This is a genomic window from Neisseria subflava (assembly GCF_024205745.1).
GTDB classification, from domain to species: Bacteria; Pseudomonadota; Gammaproteobacteria; order Burkholderiales; family Neisseriaceae; genus Neisseria; species Neisseria flavescens_B.
Genome location: NZ_CP073117.1, coordinates 919,359 through 937,995 on the forward strand (window position 1 = coordinate 919,359; position 18,637 = coordinate 937,995).

General features: G+C 51.8%; 16 protein-coding genes and 1 pseudogene. 16 read left to right on the plus strand and 1 reads right to left on the minus strand.

The window, feature by feature from the left end:
• Positions 1 to 78 precede the first annotated feature (78 nt).
• Positions 79 to 1,935 (plus strand): ABC transporter ATP-binding protein, encoded by a 1,857-nt coding sequence (locus tag KCG55_RS04555; protein WP_254323507.1) that lies wholly within the window; start codon positions 79 to 81, stop codon positions 1,933 to 1,935.
• A 110-nt stretch (positions 1,936 to 2,045) separates the two neighbouring features.
• Here KCG55_RS04555 and KCG55_RS04560 read toward each other — a convergent pair whose 3' ends face one another.
• Complete coding sequence (locus KCG55_RS04560) at positions 2,046 to 2,774, minus strand: TIGR00730 family Rossman fold protein (protein WP_070590039.1); 729 nt, start codon at positions 2,772 to 2,774, stop codon at positions 2,046 to 2,048.
• Positions 2,775 to 2,914: 140 nt separating this feature from the next.
• Between KCG55_RS04560 and truC the strand changes: the two genes are divergently transcribed.
• The 15 genes and pseudogenes from truC to nuoL all read left to right on the plus strand — a co-directional run bounded on the left by truC (position 2,915) and on the right by nuoL (position 18,550).
• Positions 2,915 to 3,631 carry a tRNA pseudouridine(65) synthase TruC gene (truC, locus tag KCG55_RS04565; RefSeq protein WP_254323508.1) on the plus strand — a complete coding sequence of 239 codons (717 nt, stop codon included), beginning with the start codon at positions 2,915 to 2,917 and terminating at the stop codon, positions 3,629 to 3,631.
• 97 nt (positions 3,632 to 3,728) lie between these two features.
• Positions 3,729 to 4,832, plus strand: a complete 1,104-nt coding sequence (prfB, locus tag KCG55_RS04570; RefSeq protein ID WP_003681666.1) for a peptide chain release factor 2 — start codon at positions 3,729 to 3,731, stop codon at positions 4,830 to 4,832.
• A 449-nt stretch (positions 4,833 to 5,281) separates the two neighbouring features.
• A complete protein-coding gene (locus tag KCG55_RS04575) occupies positions 5,282 to 6,739 on the plus strand; it encodes an oligopeptide:H+ symporter (protein ID WP_254323509.1) in 1,458 nt (485 codons plus the stop codon).
• Positions 6,740 to 7,072: 333 nt separating this feature from the next.
• Positions 7,073 to 7,429, plus strand: coding sequence for an NADH-quinone oxidoreductase subunit A (locus KCG55_RS04580; RefSeq protein ID WP_003686600.1), 357 nt, complete (start codon positions 7,073 to 7,075; stop codon positions 7,427 to 7,429).
• Positions 7,420 to 7,901, plus strand: a pseudogene (locus KCG55_RS04585) (NuoB/complex I 20 kDa subunit family protein). Before KCG55_RS04580 ends, KCG55_RS04585 begins: the two are co-directional and overlap by 10 nt.
• Before the next feature lie 12 nt (positions 7,902 to 7,913).
• Positions 7,914 to 8,507, plus strand: a complete 594-nt coding sequence (locus KCG55_RS04590; protein WP_254323510.1) for an NADH-quinone oxidoreductase subunit C — start codon at positions 7,914 to 7,916, stop codon at positions 8,505 to 8,507.
• Positions 8,497 to 9,753 carry an NADH dehydrogenase (quinone) subunit D gene (gene nuoD / locus KCG55_RS04595; protein WP_254323511.1) on the plus strand — a complete coding sequence of 419 codons (1,257 nt, stop codon included), beginning with the start codon at positions 8,497 to 8,499 and terminating at the stop codon, positions 9,751 to 9,753. The genes KCG55_RS04590 and nuoD overlap by 11 nt, the downstream gene beginning before the upstream one ends.
• The gene (nuoE, locus tag KCG55_RS04600; protein WP_219089229.1) at positions 9,753 to 10,226 is read left to right on the plus strand and encodes an NADH-quinone oxidoreductase subunit NuoE; all 474 of its coding nucleotides are present in this window, start codon (positions 9,753 to 9,755) and stop codon (positions 10,224 to 10,226) included. The genes nuoD and nuoE overlap by 1 nt, the downstream gene beginning before the upstream one ends.
• 57 nt (positions 10,227 to 10,283) lie before the next feature.
• A complete protein-coding gene (gene nuoF, locus KCG55_RS04605) occupies positions 10,284 to 11,579 on the plus strand; it encodes an NADH-quinone oxidoreductase subunit NuoF (RefSeq protein WP_254323512.1) in 1,296 nt (431 codons plus the stop codon).
• A 58-nt stretch (positions 11,580 to 11,637) separates the two neighbouring features.
• Positions 11,638 to 13,899, plus strand: a complete 2,262-nt coding sequence (nuoG, locus tag KCG55_RS04610) for an NADH-quinone oxidoreductase subunit NuoG (RefSeq protein ID WP_254323513.1) — start codon at positions 11,638 to 11,640, stop codon at positions 13,897 to 13,899.
• Between the two features lie 2 nt (positions 13,900 to 13,901).
• The gene (gene nuoH / locus KCG55_RS04615) at positions 13,902 to 14,978 is read left to right on the plus strand and encodes an NADH-quinone oxidoreductase subunit NuoH (protein ID WP_002216340.1); all 1,077 of its coding nucleotides are present in this window, start codon (positions 13,902 to 13,904) and stop codon (positions 14,976 to 14,978) included.
• Positions 14,979 to 15,058: 80 nt separating this feature from the next.
• The gene (gene nuoI / locus KCG55_RS04620) at positions 15,059 to 15,538 is read left to right on the plus strand and encodes an NADH-quinone oxidoreductase subunit NuoI (protein ID WP_002218650.1); all 480 of its coding nucleotides are present in this window, start codon (positions 15,059 to 15,061) and stop codon (positions 15,536 to 15,538) included.
• 11 nt (positions 15,539 to 15,549) lie between these two features.
• Entirely contained in the window at positions 15,550 to 16,221 is a 672-nt protein-coding gene (locus KCG55_RS04625) for an NADH-quinone oxidoreductase subunit J (protein ID WP_254323514.1), read from the plus strand.
• A complete protein-coding gene (gene nuoK, locus KCG55_RS04630; protein ID WP_004519135.1) occupies positions 16,218 to 16,523 on the plus strand; it encodes an NADH-quinone oxidoreductase subunit NuoK in 306 nt (101 codons plus the stop codon). The genes KCG55_RS04625 and nuoK overlap by 4 nt, the downstream gene beginning before the upstream one ends.
• Positions 16,524 to 16,525: 2 nt before the next feature.
• Complete coding sequence (gene nuoL / locus KCG55_RS04635) at positions 16,526 to 18,550, plus strand: NADH-quinone oxidoreductase subunit L (protein ID WP_254323515.1); 2,025 nt, start codon at positions 16,526 to 16,528, stop codon at positions 18,548 to 18,550.
• Positions 18,551 to 18,637: the final 87 nt, after the last annotated feature.

Consider the following 18,637-nt stretch of genomic DNA (forward strand, 5'->3'; position numbering starts at 1 on the left):
CCCGTAAAATACAGTCTTGAATGTATTTGAACACCTCTTTTCAGACGGCCTGACCGTCTTATCACATTTGCAAAAACAATGATTAAAAAAATATTCTCATGGTTCGAGTCCCGCATCGACCCTTATCCAGAAGCTGCTCCGAAAACGCCAGAAAAAGGGTTGTGGCGGTTTATTTGGAGCAACATTGAAGGCGTGCGCAAATGGATTGCCGTGTTGGCCGTGTTTACGGTCGGCGTCGGCATCATGGAAGCCTTGATGTTCCAATTTATGGGCAAGGTGGTCGACTGGCTCGGCACTTATACGCCACAAACGCTTTTTGTTGAAAAAGGCCATGCATTAATCGGCATGATGGCCATGGTGGCATTTTTTGCCGTTTGGACCTTTTTTGCTTCCAATGTACGCCTGCAAACCCTGCAAGGCGTGTTCCCCATGCGCCTGCGCTGGAATTTCCACCGCCTGATGCTGGGTCAAAGCCTGGGCTTTTATCAGGACGAATTTGCAGGACGCGTGTCCGCCAAAGTGATGCAGACCGCGCTGGCGCTGCGCGATGTCGTGATGACCGTCGCCGATATGGTTGTGTATGTGCTGGTGTACTTCATCACTTCCGGCGTGATTCTGTCCTCATTTGATGTTTGGCTTATTTTGCCGTTTATCTGCTGGATGATTGGATTCGCCATGATTATGCGCTTCCTGATTCCCAAACTCGGCAAAACCGCCGCGCGTCAGGCCGATGCGCGCTCGTTGATGACCGGCCGCATTACCGACGCCTACTCCAATATCGCCACCGTCAAACTTTTCTCCCACGGCGCACGCGAAGCCGCCTATGCCAAGCAGTCGATGGAAGAGTTTATGGTGACCGTCCATGCCCAAATGCGTTTGGCTACGCTGCTGCACACTTGCAGCTTTATCGTCAACAGCTCGCTGACCGTCGGTACGACCGCCTTGGGCATTTGGCTTTGGTATCACGGTCAAGTCGGCGTAGGCGCGGTAGCCACCGCCACGGCCATGGCATTGCGTGTGAACGGTTTGTCGCAATACATCATGTGGGAGTCTGCCCGATTGTTTGAAAACATCGGTACTGTCAACGACGGCATGGCGACCCTGTCCAAACCCCACACCATCCTCGACAAACCGCACGCCCTGCCGCTGAAAGTCACCCGAGGCGAAATCAAGTTTGATCACGTCGATTTCTCCTACGAAGCAGGCAAACCGCTCCTCAACGGCTTTAATCTGAACATCAAACCCGGCGAAAAAGTCGGCTTGATCGGCCGCAGCGGCGCAGGCAAATCCACCATCGTCAACCTGCTCTTGCGCTTTTACGAACCGCAAAGCGGCACGATTTCGATCGACGGCCAAACCGTGGACAGCGTTACCCAAGAAAGCCTGCGCGCCCAAATCGGTTTGGTGACGCAAGATACCTCTCTGCTGCACCGCTCCGTCCGCGACAACATTATCTACGGCCGTCCCGATGCAACCGAAGCCGAGATGATTTCCGCCGCCGAACGAGCCGAGGCAGCCGGTTTTATTCCAAACTTAAGCGATGCCAAAGGCCGACGCGGCTATGACGCACACGTTGGCGAACGCGGCGTGAAACTTTCCGGCGGCCAACGCCAACGTATCGCCATCGCCCGCGTTATGCTCAAAGACGCGCCGATTCTGTTACTTGACGAAGCCACCAGCGCGCTTGACTCCGAAGTCGAAGCCGCCATCCAAGAAAGCCTCGATAAAATGATGGAAGGCAAAACCGTGATTGCCATCGCCCACCGCCTCTCCACCATCGCCGCGATGGACCGCCTCATCGTCTTGGACAAAGGCCGCATCATCGAAGAAGGCAGCCACACCGAGTTGCTCGAGAAACAAGGCCTGTACGCCAAACTTTGGGCACACCAAAGCGGCGGCTTCTTGAGTGAGCATGTCGAGTGGGAAAATAATTAAACGCTTTGAAAGAAGATAAAGGGCCGTCTGAAAACATTTTCAGACGGCCTTTGTTAATGAAGCAAAGGGCAGGTGGATAACCGCCCTTTTTTAGTTGAAACCTTAGTTTTTTACAGCCCCAGCGACCAAGCATTTTGGTGTTCGGACAAGTCTTCCAAGCGGTTTTCGTAATGGGCGAAGATTTCTTCGATGATTTCGTCTTCGTCGTCGATGACTCGGATCAAATTTAAATCCTCTTCCAAAATCAGGTTTCTGCCCAGCAACTGCTCGCGTATCCAGTCCAACAGTCCTGCCCAAAATGCTTTGCCCACTAAAATAATCGGGCGGTCGGGCGTTTTGCCGGTTTGCACCAAGGTCAGGCTTTCAAACAATTCGTCCAACGTGCCGAAACCGCCGGGCATGACGACATACGCCACGGCATGTTTGACGAACATGACTTTACGCGGGAAGAAGTGTTGGAATTTAATCGACAAATCCTGATACGGATTGGCTTTTTGTTCGTGCGGCAACACGATATTCAGCCCCACCGCCGGACTTGCGCCTGCAAACGCGCCTTTGTTGGCCGCTTCCATAATGCCCGGCCCGCCGCCGGAGATGACGGAAAATCCGGCATCCGACAGTTTGCGTGCCAAGCGTAATGTGAACTCGTAGTCGGGATGATCTTCAGGCGTACGCGCGCTGCCGTAAATGCTGACGGCTGGCTGAATGGCGCGCAATTCTTCGCCGGCTTCGACAAATTCGGAAATAATCTTCAATACATGATACGACTCACGCGCCTGAATATCGCGGCGGGTTTCGTCGGGCAGCATGGGTTTGGGCAGTTTTTTGAGCAGGCTCACGGCTTTTCCTTCGTGTTTTTATGTGCAGTATTGTAACCCGAAAGGGGCGGGCCGTCTGAAAGTTGGGTTTCGGCGGCGAGTGTACCTGCCACATTTTCAAAAGCCCGTTACAATATCTGCTTTTATTCAACTGCTCCGTCATGCTCGATATTATCCACCGCGACAGCCGCACCATTGCCGTCAACAAACCTGCCGGAATGCTGGTACACCGAAACTGGTTAGACAAATACGAAACCCGTTTTGCCGTGCAGACCCTGCGCGATCAAATCGGGCAGCACGTTTATCCCGTCCACCGCCTCGACCGCCCGACTTCCGGTGTCTTGCTGTTTGCCCTCGATACGGAAGCCGCACGGTTATTGACGCAGCAGTTTGAAAACAAAACCATCGAAAAAACTTATTGGGCGATTGTTCGCGGTCATCTGCCTTCAGACGGCCTGATTGATTACGCCCTCAAATATATGCCCGACAAAATCGCCGAAGCGCAGACCGAAGCCACATTGCAGGAAGCGCAAACTGCCTACCGCTGTCTGGCACAAACCGAGCTGCCGTTCCAGTCCGCCCTGCGTTATCCGACCTCGCGTTATTCGTGGGCCGAACTCACGCCGCACACCGGACGCAAACATCAACTCCGCCGCCATATGAAACACATTTTCCACCCCATCGTCGGCGACACCAACTACGGCGATTTGCGCCAAAACCATGCCGTTGCCGAACATATCGGCACGCAACGCCTGATGTTGCACGCGCGGAGCCTCAGTTTTCAAAGCATAGAAGACGGCAGCCGGATGACCGTACAAGCGCCGATAGACAATGACTGGCGGCTTTGGTTGGAAAAATTCAAAACCGAGGCTGTCTGAAAACCCAAATCGCACATTTTCAGACGGCCCGGTCATGGAAAAAAATAGGCAAATCCCTTACAATACGCCCCTAAAATTTTGAAAGAACACAAGAATCATGGAAGCCGAAGTAATCAACCAGCTTAACAACACCCTAAACGACTTGGAGAAGCGCAGCGAAGACATCCGCGTCTATATGGACTATCAAGGCAAAAAAGACCGCCTTGAAGAAGTCGTCGGTCTCTCCGAAGACCCGGAACTCTGGAACGACCCCAAACGCGCCCAAGAAATCGGCAAAGAGCGCAAAATCCTCGAAGGCATCGTGGTGACCCTCGACAACATCGCCACAGGTATCGAAGACAACCGCATGCTGATTGAAATGGCCGTCGAAGAAAACGACGAAGAAGGTTTCGCCGCCGTACAGGAAGATGTGGCCGGTTTGGAAAAACAAATGGCCGACCTCGAATTCAAACGAATGTTCAACCAGCCTGCCGACCCGAACAACTGCTTTATCGACATCACCGCAGGCGCGGGCGGTACGGAAGCCGAAGACTGGGCGGGCATGTTGTTCCGCATGTACAGTCGTTACGCCGAGCGCAAAGGCTTCAAAATCGAAATCCTCGAAGAAGACGACGGCGAAATCGCAGGCATTAACCGCGCCACCATCCGCGTGGAAGGCGAATACGCCTACGGCCTGCTGCGCACGGAAACCGGTGTCCACCGCTTGGTGCGCTACTCGCCGTTTGACTCCAACAACAAACGCCACACGTCTTTTTCATCCGTGTTTGTTTACCCCGAAATCGACGACTCCATCGAAATCGAAATCAACCCGGCCGATTTGCGTATCGACACTTACCGCGCATCCGGTGCAGGCGGTCAGCACATTAACAAAACCGACTCCGCCGTGCGTATTACCCACGAGCCGACCGGTATCGTGGTTCAATGTCAAAACGACCGTTCGCAACACGCCAACAAAGCCGCCGCGATGGAAATGTTGAAATCCAAACTGTACGAATTGGAAATGCGCAAACGCAACGAAGAGAAACAGGCGTTGGAAGAAGGCAAGTCCGATGTGGGTTGGGGCAGCCAAATCCGCTCATACGTTTTGGACTCCTCACGCATCAAAGACTTGCGTACAGGCTACGAAGTCGGCAACACCAAAGCCGTATTGGACGGCGACTTGGATGGCTTCATCGAAGCCAGCCTGAAACAAGGTGTGTAAACCGTAAGAGGCAAACAGGCCGTCTGAAAGATTTCAGACGGCCTGTTTGTTGTTGAATATGGCAGTAACTATATCCACTGCGATGATTTATATTTCCAGCAGGTAAAAGGTTCTATCTATTTGAATAAGCTAAAGTCCTGTCAGCCTAAATGGAATACTGAACGTAGTAAATATATCCGTTTTCGGCCACATGAAAAATACAATATAGAAAATCTAAAAATAAACGGGTTTTTGAATATGTATGGCATGACGGAGATGGCCGCGATTTGCTTGTTATGTAGCTATTGATTTCTTTTTAAATGCGAATATTAATCTTTTTGTAAAAATATACTTTTTAATGTTTTGCAAATGCAAAGATTGACGGTAATATATGGTTTCCATAAAAATGATTGGTAGGTATAACAGGTCGTCTGAAGCCTGAGCCTGTCTAATATATAGGAGAACTCATAATGTCCGGTCAAAAGCCGTCTTCTGCCGAGAAAACCTTCTTCGGCCATCCTTTGCAATTATCCACCCTATTCCATATTGAGCTGTGGGAACGTTTTTCCTTCTACGGTATGCAGGGCATCCTGCTGATTTATCTGTATTACGCCGCGAATCAAGGCGGTTTGGGTATGGATAAGGCTTTGGCCGGCGGTATCGTTGGCGCATATGGCGGCAGCGTTTACCTGTCCACTATTCTCGGCGCATGGTTGGCCGACCGCATTTGGGGCTCGGAACGTACCCTGTTTATCGCCGGTATCGTCGTGATGACCGGTCATATTTTATTGGCGATTGTGCCGGGCTTGATGGGATTGCTGTTGGGCTTGGTGTTTATCGCGCTGGGCAGCGGCGGCGTGAAATCGTCTGCCAGTTCGATGGTCGGTTCTTTGTATGAACGGGACGATCTGCGCGAATTGCGCGATGCCGGTTTCTCCATTTTCTATATTTCCATCAATATCGGTGGTTTCTTAGGCCCTTTGTTGACCGGTATTTTGCAAGACCTCATGGGTTTTCATTATGGCTTTGGCGCGGCGGCCGTCGGTATGGCATTTGGCCTGCTGTGGTATTCACGCGGCCGTAAAGACCTGCCGCATACGCCGGCTCCCAATCCGTTGCGCCCTGAAAAGGTACAGACTGCAATAGCTGTCGGCGTGTTGCTGGTTTTGGTGTTGGGCAGCGTGATTGCTTCCGGTGCGCTCAATCTTGAGAACTTTTCACGCTGGCTTTTGGGTGTGGTCATTATCACCGTTATCGCTTATTTTGCACGCCTGCTGGGCAGCAGCCAGGTTGAGGCAGCCAATAAACGTTACATCATGGCCTATATTCCGCTGTTCTTGACCATTTGTATGTTCTGGGCAGTTTGGTTTCAGGTGTACACCGTTGCAACGGTTTATTTTGACGAAACGGTCGACCGTACTTTCTTCGGTTTTACCGTGCCTGTTTCATGGAAAGACTCGATACAGGCCATGTGGGTGGTTCTCTTCTCCGGCGTGATGGCGGCGGTGTGGACGAAAATGGGCAAACGCCAACCTAAAACGCCGTTGAAGTTTGCGCTGGCCATGTTGGTAACCGGCGTCTCTTATTTGTGTTTCATTCCGTATATTTCATCCGGAACCCCGATGCCGATTATCGTGTTTATGTTGGTGTTGCTGGCGATTACGATAGGCGAGTTGATGCTGTCGCCGATTTCGCTGTCATTTTCTACCAAAATCGCACCGAGCATGTTTAAAACACAAATGGTTGCTTTGAATTTCTTGGCATTGTCCATCGGCTTTACCTTGGGCGGAGTGTTGTTTAAAGACTACTACAATGCTCAGTCGCCATTGGATTTCTACTGGATGCTGGCCACCATCGGCGCAGTAACCTGCGGTATCCTGTTGGTACTTGCCCCGGCATTGAACCGCATGCTCAAAGGTATCGATTGATTTTTCTATTTAAATAATGTGATGTACACAGGCCGTCTGAAAAGAATCAGTTTTCAGACGGCCTGATGTTTTTATTGAGGTTTGGAAAAGGGTGGTTTTCCAGATTTTTGAATTAAATCGGACAGGTGGAAAACCCGAATTAAATGATACATGATTAAATTGAAATTAAAATTGTGAAATATTAAATAAGAATAAGAATTGTTCTCATAACTTTATTGAATTTATTAGTGTTTTTTTACTGATTTGCTGATATTTACCTTTAAATGGCTTTTGAAATTCGATAAAATGGTAATCTATTTTTAAGATTTGTCTGTCAACCAGTTAGGTACGACCATGTTGGCCAGTTACTTTCCCGTCCTCGTATTCATCCTCGTCGGCCTTGCGGCCGGTGTGCTGTTTATCCTGCTCGGCACAATTTTAGGCCCGAAACGCCACTATGCCGAAAAAGACGCGGCTTACGAATGCGGTTTTGAAGCCTTTGAAAACGCAAGGATGAAGTTCGACGTGCGCTATTACCTCGTCGCCATCCTCTTCATCCTGTTTGATTTGGAGGTCGCGTTCATGTTGCCGTGGGCTGTCGTGTTCAAAGATTTGGGCGCATACGGCTTCTGGTCTATGCTGGTGTTTATCGTCGTTCTGACGGTAGGCTTTATTTACGAATGGAAAAAAGGTGCGCTGGAATGGGAATAGAAGGCGTTTTGAAAAAAGGTTTCATCACCACCAGCGCGGATACGGTGTTGAACTATATGCGTACCGGTTCATTGTGGCCGGTTACTTTCGGCTTGGCCTGCTGCGCCGTGGAAATGATGCATGCGGGTATGGCGCGTTATGACCTTGACCGTTTCGGCATCATTTTCCGTCCGTCCCCCGTCAGGCCGACCTGATGATTGTGGCAGGTACGTTGACCAACAAAATGGCGCCCGCCCTGCGCCGCGTATACGACCAGCTCGCCGAGCCGCGCTGGGTATTGTCTATGGGCTCGTGTGCCAACGGCGGCGGCTATTATCACTATTCTTATTCCGTTGTGCGCGGTGCCGACCGCGTCGTGCCGGTAGACGTTTATGTGCCGGGTTGTCCGCCGACTGCGGAAGCTCTGATTTACGGCCTGATTCAGCTCCAACAAAAAATCAAGCGCACTTCCACCATCGCGCGTGACGAGTAAGGAGAGGACGATATGGCAAGCATTCAAAACTTATACGAGACCGTCGTCGGCGTGCTTGGCGATCAGGTAAGCAAAGTCATTTCAGCTTTGGGCGAGATTACCGTCGAGTGTCTGCCCGAACACTATATTTCAGTCATGACCGCATTGCGCGACCATGAAGAGTTGCATTTCGAGCTTCTGGTTGACTTGTGCGGTGTCGATTACAGCACTTACAAAAACGAAGTGTGGCAGGGCAAGCGCTTTGCCGTCGTCAGTCAGTTGCTTTCCGTTAAAAACAATCAACGCATCCGCGTACGCGTCTGGGTTTCAGACGACGACTTCCCCGTAGTCGAATCCGTAGTCGATATTTACAACAGCGCGGATTGGTACGAACGCGAAGCCTTCGATTTGTACGGCATCATGTTCAACAACCACCCGGACTTGCGCCGCATCCTGACCGATTACGGCTTTGTCGGACATCCGTTCCGCAAAGACTTCCCGATTTCCGGCTATGTGGAAATGCGTTACGACGAAGAGCAAAAACGCGTGATTTACCAACCTGTTACCATTGAGCCGCGCGAGATCACGCCGCGTATCGTCCGTGAGGAGAACTACGGTGGCCAATAAATTAAGAAACTACACCATCAACTTCGGCCCGCAACACCCTGCGGCGCACGGCGTATTGCGTATGATTTTGGAGTTGGAGGGCGAAACCATCGTCCGTGCCGACCCGCATATCGGCCTCCTGCACCGAGGCACCGAAAAACTGGCGGAAACCAAAACCTATCTGCAAGCCCTGCCTTATATGGACCGCTTGGACTACGTTTCCATGATGGTCAACGAGCAGGCGTATTGTTTGGCAGTAGAAAAACTTGCCGGTATTGATGTACCTATCCGCGCCCAATACATCCGCGTGATGTTCGCCGAAGTAACGCGCATCCTCAACCACTTGATGGGCATCGGTTCGCACGCCTTCGACATCGGTGCGATGACCGCCATCCTTTACGCCTTCCGCGACCGCGAAGAGCTGATGGACTTGTACGAAGCCGTATCCGGCGCGCGTATGCACGCAGCCTATTTCCGTCCCGGCGGCGTTTACCGCGACCTGCCCGACTTCATGCCTAAATACGAGAGCAGCAAATTCCGCAACGCCAAAGTATTGAAGCAGCTCAACGAATCCCGCGAAGGCACCATGCTCGACTTTATCGACGCCTTCTGCGAACGTTTCCCGAAAAACATCGATACACTCGAAACCCTCCTGACCGACAATCGTATTTGGAAACAGCGTACCGTCGGTATCGGCGTTGTCACTCCTGAGCGCGCCATGCAAAAAGGCTTTACCGGCGTAATGTTGCGCGGTTCCGGCGTGGAATGGGACGTGCGTAAGACACAGCCTTACGAAGTGTACGACAAAGTGGATTTTGACATCCCCGTCGGCGTCAACGGCGACTGCTACGACCGTTACCTCTGCCGTATGGAAGAAATGCGTCAATCCGTACGCATTATCAAACAATGCTCCGAGTGGTTGCGTGTCAATCCGGGTCCGGTCATTACCACCAACCACAAATTCGCTCCGCCCAAACGTACCGAAATGAAAACAGGTATGGAAGACCTGATTCACCATTTCAAACTCTTTACCGAGGGTATGCACGTTCCCGAGGGCGAGACCTACACCGCTGTCGAACATCCGAAAGGCGAGTTCGGCGTTTACATCATTTCAGACGGCGCAAACAAACCCTACCGCCTGAAAATCCGCGCACCCGGCTTCGCCCACTTGCAAGGCATGGACGAAATGGCAAAAGGCCACATGCTGGCCGACGTCGTTGCCATCATCGGTACGCAGGACATCGTATTCGGGGAGGTTGACCGATAATGTTATCCGCAGAATCTTTAAAACAAATCGACATCGAGTTGGCAAAATATCCTACCGACCAACGCCGCTCCGCCATTATGGGCGCATTGCGTATTGCCCAGACCGAAAAAGGCTGGCTTGCTCCTGAGACCATCGCCTTTGTCGCAGACTATATCGGCATCTCGCCTGCACAAGCCTACGAAGTCGCTACCTTCTACAATATGTACGACCTTGAGCCTGTCGGCAAATACAAACTGACCGTTTGTACCAACCTACCCTGCGCCCTGCGCGGCGGTATGGCTACCGGCGAATACCTCAAGCAAAAACTCGGTATCGGCTACGGCGAAACCACGCCCGACGGCAAATTTACCCTTGTCGAAGGCGAATGCATGGGTGCATGCGGCGACGCCCCGGTTATGCTGGTCAACAACCACAGCATGTGCAGCTTTATGACCGAAGAAGCGATTGACAAGAAACTTGCCGAACTGAAATAAAATGCCGTCTGAAAACAACGGCTGCAACCGATACGAAAACGAACAGGCACACCAAAAATGGCTATTTACCAATCAGGCGTGATTTTTGACCAAGTGGATACCGCCAATCCCGATTGCTGGACATTGGACGAATACGTCAAACGTGGCGGTTATACCGCCCTGCGTAAAATCCTGTCCGAAAACATCTCGCAAACCGATGTGATTGACGAAGTCAAAACCTCCGGCTTGCGCGGTCGTGGCGGTGCGGGCTTTCCGACCGGTTTGAAATGGAGCTTTATGCCCCGTTCTTTCCCGGGCGAAAAATATGTAGTTTGCAACACCGACGAAGGCGAGCCCGGTACATTTAAAGACCGCGACATCATCATGTTCAATCCTCATGCCCTGATTGAAGGCATGATTATTGCCGGTTACGCGATGGGTGCGAAAGCCGGCTACAACTACATCCACGGCGAAATTTTCGAAGGCTACCAACGTTTTGAAGCCGCTTTGGAGCAGGCGCGTGCCGCAGGCTTTTTGGGTAAAAATATTTTGGGTTCGGATTTTGAATTTGAACTCTTCGCCCACCACGGTTACGGCGCATATATTTGCGGCGAAGAAACCGCATTGCTCGAATCGCTGGAAGGCAAAAAAGGCCAGCCGCGCTTTAAGCCACCATTCCCTGCTTCGTTCGGCCTGTACGGCAAACCGACCACCATCAACAATACCGAAACGTTCTCCTCCGTCCCCTTCATTATCCGTGACGGCGGACAGGCATTTGCCGATAAAGGTATTCCGAATGCAGGCGGTACCAAATTGTTCTGTATTTCAGGCCACATTGAGCGTCCGGGCAACTATGAAGTGCCATTGGGTACGCCGTTTGCCGAAGTCTTGAAAATGGCGGGCGGTATGCGCGGCGGTAAAAAACTTAAAGCCGTCATTCCCGGCGGTTCGTCCGCGCCAGTTTTGCCTGCCGATATTATGATGCAGACCAATATGGACTATGACTCGATTTCCAAAGCGGGCTCGATGCTGGGTTCCGGCGCGATTATCGTCATGGACGAAGACGTGTGCATGGTGAAAGCTCTTGAGCGCCTGAGCTACTTCTACTACGACGAGTCTTGCGGCCAATGTACGCCTTGCCGAGAAGGTACGGGCTGGCTCTACCGCATCGTCCACCGCATCGTAGAAGGCAAAGGCCGCATGGAAGACTTGGATTTGCTGGATTCTATCGGTAACCAAATGGCAGGCCGCACCATCTGCGCCCTTGCCGATGCCGCCGTCTTCCCTGTCCGCAGCTTTACCAAGCATTTCCGTGATGAGTTTGTACATTACATCGAACACGGCGGACCGATGAAACCGAATAAGTGGTGCTAAGTTTTCAAACGGCCTCTAAAAGAATTATTTATTAAATACCCGTAACTAGGAACGAACCATGTTACAAATCGAAATCGACGGCAAACAGGTATCTGTGGAGCAGGGCGCGACGGTGATTGAAGCCGCGCACAAGCTCGGTACTTATATCCCGCATTTCTGTTACCACAAAAAACTTTCCATCGCCGCCAACTGCCGTATGTGTTTGGTGGACGTGGAAAAAGCCCCCAAACCTCTGCCCGCCTGTGCCACGCCGGTTACAGACGGCATGATTGTGCGTACGCATTCGGCAAAAGCCCGAGAGGCGCAAGAAGGCGTGATGGAGTTCTTGCTCATCAACCATCCGCTTGATTGTCCGACCTGCGACCAAGGCGGCGAATGCCAGTTGCAGGATTTGGCGATGGGCTACGGCAAAACCACCAGTCGTTATACCGAAGAAAAACGTTCCGTCGTCGGCAAAGACATGGGCCCTTTGGTTTCCGCCGAGGAAATGAGCCGTTGTATCCACTGTACCCGTTGCGTTCGTTTCACTGAAGAAATCGCCGGCGTGCAAGAAATCGCCATGGCCAACCGCGGCGAACATTCCGAGATCATGCCTTTTATCGGTAAAGCAGTGGAAACCGAATTGTCGGGCAACGTCATCGATTTGTGTCCTGTCGGCGCATTGACCAGCAAACCGTTCCGCTTCAACGCGCGTACTTGGGAATTGAACCGCCGCAAATCCGTTTCCGCCCATGACGCTTTGGGCAGCAACCTGATTGTACAAACCAAAGACCATACCGTCCGCCGCGTGTTGCCGTTGGAAAATGAAGCGATTAACGAATGCTGGCTGTCCGACCGCGACCGTTTCGCCTACGAAGGCCTGTATCACGAAAGCCGTCTGAAAAACCCGAAAATCAAACAGGGCGGCGAGTGGATGGACGTGGATTGGAAAACCGCGTTGGAATATGTCCGCAGCGCAATTGAATGCATCGCCAAAGACGGCAACCAAAACCAAGTCGGCGTTTGGGCCAATCCGATGAATACGGTTGAAGAGCTGTATCTAGCCAAAAAACTCGCCGACGGTTTGGGTGTTAAAAACTTTGCCACCCGTTTGCGCCAACAAGACAAACGTCTTTCAGACGGCCTTAAAGGTGCGCAATGGTTGGGACAAAGCATTGAATCTTTGGCTGACAACGATGCCGTATTGGTAGTCGGCGCGAACTTGCGTAAAGAACAGCCGCTCCTGACCGCCCGCCTGCGCCGCGCCGCCAAAGACCGCATGGCCTTGAGTGTATTGGCCAGCAGTAAAGAAGAATTGTTTATGCCGCTTCTCTCTCAGGAAGCCGCACATCCCGACGAATGGGCAGGCCGTCTGAAAAACCTGTCTGCCAATGCGGAACACGCAGTTACCGCCAGCCTGAAAAACGCTGAAAAAGCAGCGGTGATTTTGGGCGCGGAAGTGCAAAACCATCCTGATTACGCCGCCATTTATGCCGCCGCGCAAGAGCTGGCAGACGCGACCGGCGCAGTGCTGGGTATTTTGCCGCAGGCTGCGAACAGCGTTGGTGCGGATGTCTTGAATGTAAACTCCGGCGAGAGCGTTGCCGAAATGGCAAACGCGCCGAAACAGGCAGTCTTGCTGCTCAACGTCGAGCCTGAAATCGATACGGTTGACGGTGCAAAAGCCGTAGCCGCGTTGAAACAGGCGAAAAGCGTGATGGCGTTTACGCCGTTTGTCAGCGAAACGCTGCTGGACGTGTGCGACGTATTGTTGCCGATTGCGCCGTTTACCGAAACATCAGGCAGCTTCATCAATATGGAAGGCCGTCTGCAATCTTTCCATGGCGTGGTACAAGGCTTCGGCGATTCGCGTCCGCTATGGAAAGTGTTGCGCGTATTGGGTAACCTGTTTGACCTGAAAGGCTTTGAATACCACGATACCGCCGCGATTCTGAAAGACGCGTTGGACGCGGAAAGCCTGCCGTCCAAACTCGACAACCGCAGCACATGGACAGGGGAGGGCGTTCAGACGGCCTCAGACCGCCTCGTCCGTGTCGGCGGCGTCGGTATTTATCACACTGATTCTATCGTACGCCGTTCCGCGCCGCTGCAAGCGACCAGCCATGCCGCCGTGCCTGCCGCGCGTGTAAATCCAAATACTTTGGCACGCTTGGGCCTGCAAGACGGACAAACCGCTGTCGCCAAACAAAACGGTGCAAGCGTATCGGTTGCCGTCAAAGCCGATGCCGGTTTGCCTGAAAACGTGGTGCATCTGCCGCTGCATACCGAAAATGCCGCGCTGGGTGCGTTGATGGACACTATTGAACTGGCGGGAGCTTGATCATGCAAGAATGGTTCCAAAACCTCTTTGCCGCAACGCTCGGTCTGGGCGATTTGGGTATCACCGTAGGCTTGGTGGTATCCGTCATCGTCAAAATCGTGATTATCCTGATTCCGCTGATTCTGACCGTTGCCTACCTGACGTATTTCGAACGTAAAGTCATCGGCTTTATGCAGCTTCGTGTCGGCCCGAACGTGACCGGCCCGTGGGGTCTGATTCAGCCGTTTGCCGACGTGTTCAAACTCTTGTTTAAAGAGGTAACCCGTCCGAAGCTGTCAAACAAAGCCCTGTTCTACATCGGCCCGATTATGTCGCTTGCTCCGTCTTTCGCGGCGTGGGCAGTGATTCCGTTCAACGAAGAATGGGTGCTGACCAACATCAATATCGGCCTTTTGTACATCCTGATGATTACCTCGCTGTCGGTTTACGGCGTGATCATCGCGGGCTGGGCTTCCAACTCCAAATATTCGTTCTTGGGTGCAATGCGTGCTTCCGCACAAAGCATTTCCTACGAGATTGCCATGAGTGCCGCGCTGGTGTGCGTCGTGATGGTATCGGGCAGCATGAACTTCTCCGACATCGTTGCCGCACAAGCCAAAGGTATTGCCGGCGGTTCGGTATTCTCTTGGAACTGGCTGCCGCTCTTCCCTATCTTTATCGTCTATCTGATTTCCGCCGTTGCCGAAACCAACCGCGCGCCGTTTGACGTAGCAGAGGGTGAATCTGAAATCGTTGCCGGTCACCACGTTGAATACTCCGGCTTCGCATTCGCGCTGTTCTTCCTTGCCGAATACATTTTCATGATTCTGATTGCCGCGCTGACCTCGCTAATGTTCCTCGGTGGCTGGTTGTCTCCGTTCCCGCAAAGCTGGGGCTTTATTGGTACGCCTTCCGCCTTCTGGATGTTCGTGAAAATGGCGGCGGTTCTGTACTGGTACCTGTGGATCCGTGCAACTTTCCCACGCTACCGCTACGACCAAATCATGCGTTTGGGCTGGAAAGTGCTGATTCCGATCGGCTTCGCCTACATCGTGATTTTGGGCGTGTGGATGATTTCACCGCTGAATTTGTGGAAATAAGTTTCAGACGGCATCTTGAGGCCGTCTGAACAAAGCGATTTTGAATACCTAACGAAATCCCTGTTTTGAGGGAACATAATATGGCTAACTTAGTAAAAACCTTTCTGCTTGGCGAATTGGTAAAAGGCTTGGGCGTAACGCTCAAAAACTTTTTTGCCCGCAAAGACACAATTTATTTCCCCGAAGAGAAAACGCCGCAATCCGTGCGTTTCCGCGGTTTGCACGCGCAACGCCGTTATCCGAACGGCGAAGAGCGCTGTATTGCGTGTAAATTGTGCGAGGCAGTTTGTCCGGCAATGGCGATTAACATCGAATCGGAAGAACGCGAAGACGGCACCCGCCGCACCAAGCGTTACGACATCGACCTGACCAAGTGCATCTTCTGCGGTTTCTGCGAAGAAGCCTGCCCAACCGATGCGATTGTGGAAACCCATATTTTTGAATACCACGGCGAGAAAAAAGGCGACTTGCACATGACCAAGCCGATTCTTTTGGCCATTGGCGACAAATACGAAGCTGAAATCGCCAAACGCAAAGCCGCTGACGCGCCGTATCGTTAAGGAGCAGACGAATGACTTTTTCCGCGATTCTGTTCTATATTCTTGCCGCCATCGTTTTGTACGGTGCGGTTCGTACCGTTACCGCTAAAAACCCTGTACATGCCGCTTTGCATCTGGTGCTGACCTTCTGCGTGAGCGCGATGATTTGGATGCTGATGCAGGCCGAATTCTTGGGCGTGACGCTGGTGGTGGTTTACGTCGGCGCCGTGATGGTGTTGTTCCTGTTCGTCGTGATGATGTTGAACATCGACATTGAAGAAATGCGCGCCGGTTTCTGGCGTCATGCGCCTGTTGCCGGAGTGGTCGGCACATTGTTGGCGGTTGCCCTGATCCTGATTCTGGTCAACCCGAAAACCGACCTGGCCGCATTTGGTTTGATGAAAGACATTCCCGCCGATTACAACAATATCCGCGATTTGGGCAGCCGTATTTATACCGACTACCTGTTGCCGTTTGAATTGGCGGCGGTATTGCTGCTGTTGGGCATGGTGGCCGCGATTGCGCTGGTTCACCGTAAAACCACCAATCCGAAACGTATGGATCCAGCCGACCAAGTTAAAGTACGCGCCGACCAAGGCCGTATGCGTCTGGTGAAAATGGAAGCGGTCAAACCGCAAGTCGAATCTCTCGAAGAAAACGAAGTTTCAGACGACCTCAAACCGAAAGAGGAGGGCAAAGCATGATTACCTTGACGCATTATCTGGTATTGGGCGCGCTCCTGTTCGGTATCAGCGCGATGGGCATCTTTATGAACCGCAAAAACGTGCTGGTATTGCTGATGTCTATCGAGCTGATGCTTTTGGCGGTGAACTTCAACTTTATCGCCTTCTCGCAATATTTGGGCGATACTGCCGGACAAATTTTCGTATTCTTCGTACTGACCGTTGCCGCCGCCGAATCTGCCATCGGTTTGGCGATTATGGTGCTGGTGTACCGCAACCGACAAACAATCAACGTTGCCGATTTGGATGAGTTGAAAGGGTAATCATGAACGATATGACTTTATATTTGATAATTGCCCTTGTTCCGTTGGCAGGCTCGCTGATTGCGGGTTTGTTCGGCAACAAAATCGGTCGTGCCGGCGCGCATACCGTGACGATACTCGGTGTCGCTGTATCTGCCGTGCTGTCGGCTTATGTGCTGTGGGGCTTTATTGACGGCAGCCGCGCCAAGTTTGACGAAAACGTCTATACCTGGCTGACAATGGGCGGCTTGGATTTTTCCGTCGGCTTCTTGGTCGATACGATGACGGCGATGATGATGGTCGTGGTTACCGGCGTATCGCTGATGGTACATATTTATACCATCGGCTATATGCACGATGAAAAAGTCGGCTACCAACGCTTCTTCAGCTACATTTCTTTGTTTACTTTCAGCATGTTAATGCTGATTATGAGCAACAACTTCATCCAGCTCTTCTTCGGCTGGGAAGCTGTGGGCTTGGTGTCGTATCTCTTGATCGGTTTCTATTTCAAACGTCCGAGCGCGACTTTTGCCAACCTGAAAGCCTTTTTGATCAACCGTGTCGGCGACTTCGGCTTTTTGCTCGGTATCGGTTTGGTGCTTGCCTATTTCGGCGGCAGCTTGCGTTATCAAGATGTATTCGCTTATCTGCCTAATGTTCAGACGGCCACTATCCAATTGTTCCCCGGTGTGGAATGGTCTTTGATTACCGTAACCTGTTTGCTTCTGTTTGTCGGTGCGATGGGTAAATCGGCACAATTCCCGCTGCACGTCTGGCTGCCTGATTCGATGGAAGGCCCGACCCCGATTTCTGCATTGATTCACGCTGCAACCATGGTTACCGCCGGTCTGTTCATGGTATCGCGTATGTCGCCGATTTATGAGATGAGCAGCACTGCGCTGTCAGTCATTATGGTGATCGGTGCGATTACCGCCCTGTTTATGGGCTTCTTGGGTGTGATTCAAAACGACATCAAACGCGTGGTTGCGTATTCCACACTGTCGCAACTGGGCTACATGACCGTGGCTCTGGGCGCGTCTGCCTATTCCGTGGCGATGTTCCACGTCATGACCCACGCCTTCTTTAAAGCCTTGTTATTCTTGGCCGCAGGTAGCGCGATTATCGGTATGCACCACGACCAAGACATGCGCCACATGGGCAACCTGAAAAAATACATGCCGATTACTTGGCTGACCATGCTGATCGGTAACTTGTCGCTGATTGGTACGCCGTTCTTCTCCGGCTTCTATTCCAAAGATTCGATTATCGAAGCAGCGAAATATAGCACCTTACCGGGCAGCGGCTTTGCTTATTTTGCCGTCCTTGCCAGTGTGTTCGTTACCGCGTTCTACGCGTTCCGCCAATACTTTATGGTGTTCCACGGCGAAGAGAAATGGCGCAGCCTGCCTGAACATCATGACGATCATCATGGTGAAGAGCATCACGGCTTGGGCAAAAACGACAATCCGCACGAAAGCCCGCTGGTTGTTACCCTGCCTTTGATTTTGCTTGCGATTCCGTCCGTCATCATCGGCTACGTTGCCATCGAGCCTATGCTTTACGGCGATTTCTTCAAAGACGTGATTTTTGTTAATGCCGACGTGCATCCGACCATGCACATCATGAAGGAAGAGTTCCACGGCGCATTGGCAATGGTGTCGCATAGCCTGTATTCGCCTGTACTTTACCTTGCTATCGCAGGTGTATTGAGCGCATGGCTCCTGTACGTCAAACTGCCGCACCTGCCTGCGAAAATTGCACAGGCGTTCCGTCCGATTTACGTTTTGTTTGAAAACAAATACTACCTTGACGCCCTGTATTTCAACGTTTTTGCCAAAGGCACGCGCGCATTGGGTACTTTCTTCTGGAAAGTCGGCGATACCGCCATTATTGACAACGGTATTGTCAACGGCTCCGCCAAACTGGTCGGCGCGATTGCCGCGCAAGTGCGTAAAGCCCAAACCGGATTTATCTACACCTACGCCGCTGCTATGGTATTCGGCGTATTGGTACTGCTCGGCATGACTTTCTGGGGATTGTTCCGATAAGAATAAGGTTTCAGACGGCCTTAAACCTCAAGGCCGTCTGAAACGAAGAAATATCCACATAAACACATTTTTATTTTAACCACAGGT